This is a genomic window from Symbiopectobacterium sp. (genome assembly GCF_051710365.1).
GTDB lineage: Bacteria > Pseudomonadota > Gammaproteobacteria > Enterobacterales > Enterobacteriaceae > Symbiopectobacterium.
Window position 1 is genome coordinate 1 of record NZ_JBPETA010000239.1, and the last position, 4,005, is coordinate 4,005.

At 54.8% G+C, this 4,005-nt stretch carries 2 protein-coding genes and 1 pseudogene; all 3 read right to left on the bottom strand.

What is annotated here, in order from left to right; all coding sequences use genetic code 11:
- Positions 1-60 precede the first annotated feature (60 nt).
- Positions 61-192, bottom strand: a complete 132-nt coding sequence (locus ACTBDZ_RS15700; protein ID WP_438816004.1) for a DUF1482 family protein — start codon at positions 190-192, stop codon at positions 61-63.
- Between the two features lie 74 nt (positions 193-266).
- A pseudogene (gene rsmF / locus ACTBDZ_RS15705) lies at positions 267-1,745 on the bottom strand (16S rRNA (cytosine(1407)-C(5))-methyltransferase RsmF).
- A 98-nt stretch (positions 1,746-1,843) separates the two neighbouring features.
- A complete protein-coding gene (locus ACTBDZ_RS15710) occupies positions 1,844-3,877 on the bottom strand; it encodes an MlaD family protein (protein WP_438816005.1) in 2,034 nt (677 codons plus the stop codon).
- Positions 3,878-4,005 lie beyond the last annotated feature (128 nt).

Here is a 4,005-nt window from a genome sequence, read left to right on the forward strand (position 1 = left end):
TTACGGATGGTAACGTGGGGAGTACTCATGCTGATTGGTCTGCAAAAAGCAGTAATAAATTCAGAACTTCAGAATACCGTCAAGTCCCGAAAAAAGAAAAATCAGGTGCGGAATGACGGTTAGATAGGCATCAATGACCAGATTTTCGCAGCCGTGGCCGAGATAACAGATAAAGACAACCAGTGCGTACATAGGCGTTTACCCTCCCAGTCAGTGGCAGTAGCCCTAGCGAGAGTGTAGATGAAAATGAGGCACTGGGCGTTAAACTAACCCTGTTTAACGTGCTGCGTGCAGGCACCATCACGCACCAGTTCGCGCGGAAGGTTGTTTTTTATACGGCTGCCGATGCGTTTGGTTAACCCGATCGGCGTGTGCTGATAGGTAAGCACCATCTCATCGCCAGTGGGGAGCTCGTCAGGATAACTGTCGCGACCCTGATACCATTCACAAGCAAGCGCGTCGTTGAGTGCGTAAGCGTGCGGTGCCTGTGCATCTGCCAGCGCAACGATGGCCTCATGTTGCCAGCGAAAGCCTTTGGCATAGCGTTCCGCCAGTTTGAGACCAATGCGCGAGAAGCGTATCTTGCCAAACAGCGCGCTGAGTGCGGTGGGAAACAGCCAGATTTCATTGTCACGCAGCCAGAGTTGCTCCTCCTCCGGGTCCCAGACCAGGCCCGCCTGATTAGCCGAAAGCGTCACAGCTTGTTTGTCTTTGCCGGTTAATGGCGTGAAGGGAAACTTACCCACGTTAAAACGCGGTGCGGGTAACGGGGTAATGGTCGCAGTTTTGCGCAACCGCGCGAAAAAAAACCTTAACTGTCATAAACTTGCGGGAACACGTGGAGATATCCCTCTTCAGTCAGCGCCTCTTCTGCGCCGGGAAAGAGGTCACCTAACGTTTCAATCGCACAGGCCTGAGGGAATGCATCGAGCAGATGCTGACACACCTGCTGATTTTCCTGTGCGTTGAGCGTACAGGTTGAGTAAATCAGCACACCGCCAGGCTTTAACGCATGAAACGCGCTGACGATCAGTTCCTTCTGGGTCTGCGCCAGCTCCACCATACTTTCCGGTGACCAGTGGCGCATCGCATCCGGGTCTTTGCGTACTACCCCTTCGCCGGAACACGGAGCATCAAGCAGAATGGCGTCGAACGTTTCAGGCAGGGCAGCACCAAACACACGGCCATCGAAGTGCGTCAACGCGCTATTGTGTACGCCGCAGCGGCTGATATTGGCATGCAGCACCTTGACCCGGCTGGCCGAATACTCGTTAGCGACGATCCCGCCGTTATTGCCCAAACGCGCGGCAATTTGTGTGGTTTTCGAACCCGGCGCAGCGGCCACGTCCAGCACCAATGGCGATGGGGGTTGTCTCACGTGACAATAACGCGCTTTCCTGCGCGTAAAACAATGCGCTGACTGGCAGCATTGAGCTGGATTCCTGCAAATAAAACAGTCCGCTCAAATGGCCAACCGTGTTACCCAATCGCAGTTGCGTTTCATCCGGGCTGACCACCCAAAATCCTTCTTTACACCAGGGGATTGGCGCTAATTGCCAGCACCAACCCGCGGCCAGTGTCAAAAAGTCATCCACGCTAATCTTCAACGTGTTAACGCGCAGACTACGTCTTAACGGACGCTGGCAGGCAGCAATGAATTCATCAAGGGACAAATGCGCAGGCATGATGTCTTGAATCGCCTCGAGAAACGCGGAGGGCAAAGAAGGAGAGAGGGGTTTCACCACGGTGGTAATATCTCGTTACAATAGCAGAAAAGTGCGGGTAATATTCTGATAGTGTAACACGGCACGTGGCTGCCGTCGCTCATCACGCGACGGCAGGATCAACGCAGCCATTCAGGAATGGCTGTGCCCCATTCGCGCCACTCTTTGGGTTCTTGGCCCAATAGCAGAAAATGCTTACCGGATGTGGCAATCGGCGCTAAGGGAATCGCGGGCGGGGTGGCGAAGGCGATACCGCCGCGAATAAATTGCTGGAAGGTGCCGGTTTTGAGTAAACCGCCGCCCAAACCAAATTCCAAGTTGTAGCCGGATGCCAGCCAGAATAACGAGTTGCTGCGTACCAGATGCTGGTGTCGCTTGCTGATACGCAGTGCCACCATTACTCTGTCGGACAGCGGCCCCAGAGACAGCCCAGTAACGGTTCCCACTTCAACGCCGCGAAACAGCACCGGTGTTCCCACTTGCAACGCACCGGCTTCCGGCGCATCAACCACGATATTCAGCCCATCCTGATAACGGGAATCGGAAATGGTCGCCTGTTGTAACTCGAATTGGCGCTGTTGCGCACCGTTGCCTGGTTCGACGTTAATGTAGGGCTGGAGCAAGGTTTCCAGATGATCGACGCCTGCTGCTGAGATCTGTGGTGTCACCACTGAAAAGCACGTGCCGGCGCGGGCAAAGGCGTTGACGTACTCAGGGTAGAGCACCGCTTGTGCCAAGACATCGTTGCGCTGCGCTGCCAATTTAAGGGAATCCAACCGACCGATCTCAATACCAAGGTAACGAATCGGCATACCAGCGGAGAGAGAACTGGCGTCATAAGTCCGCAATTCGATACGGCTACCAACGGCGCGTGCAGAGGTTTCAGTGTTATACAGCAGCCGCTTTCCGCCTTTGGTTTCGGGAGCCCCGTCGAGATTATCGAAGCTGATAGCCCCTTTGATCGCCCGGTTGAGGGGCGCGGCCTGAACCGTCAGCCCGGAGGTGCTCAGCAGCACGCGGGCACCACCCTCGGCCCAGAACACGCTGCGTTCGGTCAGCAGTTTGCGGTATTCCGGATGCAGGTAAACCTGGACTTCGAAGGTTTCTGCACCGGGACGAATGCGCATAATTTCGCCGACTTGAAACTTGCGGTATAACACAACCGAGCCTTCCTGGATGTCTGGCAAGCTCTCGGTGACCAGCGTTAATGTTGGGCTGGGCGTGCTGCCTTTGATGCCCTCCTGCGCATTATCCCGATCGCTAAACAAGGTATAGCGAGCTAATGGCTCACCCTGCGTACCGGGTAACACCATCACACCGCCGCTGAGCCACTCCTGCGGGCTGGCACCGATCATTTGCACGCCCTCCAACCCCAGCTTGACGTTCAGCCTGCTGTTGACAATAAAGGTGCTGTCTTTGTGCAGCAGAGTGCGATATTCGGGTTCAATGGTGACATCGAAGGTGACGCCTTTTTCGGTCAACGTGCGCTGAATGATCTGCCCGATTTGTACGCCATGCAGCAGAACAGGTTGGCCGACATCAATGCCATAGCTTTGTGCGGCAGACAACTGAACGGTCAGCGTATCGGGACGTAATGCCTGCGTGCCATCAATCAGTGGGAATGTCTGGCGCGGCTCCCCATCGCCGGGAATCAAGGTCAGCGTTGGGCCAGTGAGTAGGCGGGAGAGGTTAAGATCGTTCAAGGTCAGCCGTGGCTTGGTCAGCTCAATGCGCGTGCCTTCCCGCATCAGCGGCACGACAGAGGGATCGATAATCAACTGTCCGCTGACATTACCGTTGCTGGGGTCCAGCACCAGCTTTTGTACACTGCCTACTTCCAACCCCTGATACAGCAGCGGTGTCTGCCCGGCTTTCAGCATATTGGCGGAGGGAAGCGTTAAGGTAATCGCCACCCCGCGCTGACTTTGGGCCAGATTAGGGTAGAGTCGGTAAGCCTGTTCCGCACTGGCCTTATCGCTATCATCCGGTGAATCAAACGCGATAGCGCCATTGACCAGCGCCGCCAAGCTTTGCATTTCCACTTTGGCACCGCCTGGGCTGATATCCGCCTTGATGCCAGACACGTTCCAAAAACGGCTCTCTTTCTTGATTAAATGGGTGAAGCGGCGCTCAATCAGGACATCAACCGTCACGCGGCTTTGTTGAATAAATAGAAAGTTTGGGTAATCATCGGATCAGATCACCATAGTTGTTTCAAAATCAGGTCTCCATGGCAAAACAAAATTTTAAAATCACTAACTGGCCCTCCTATAACAAGGCC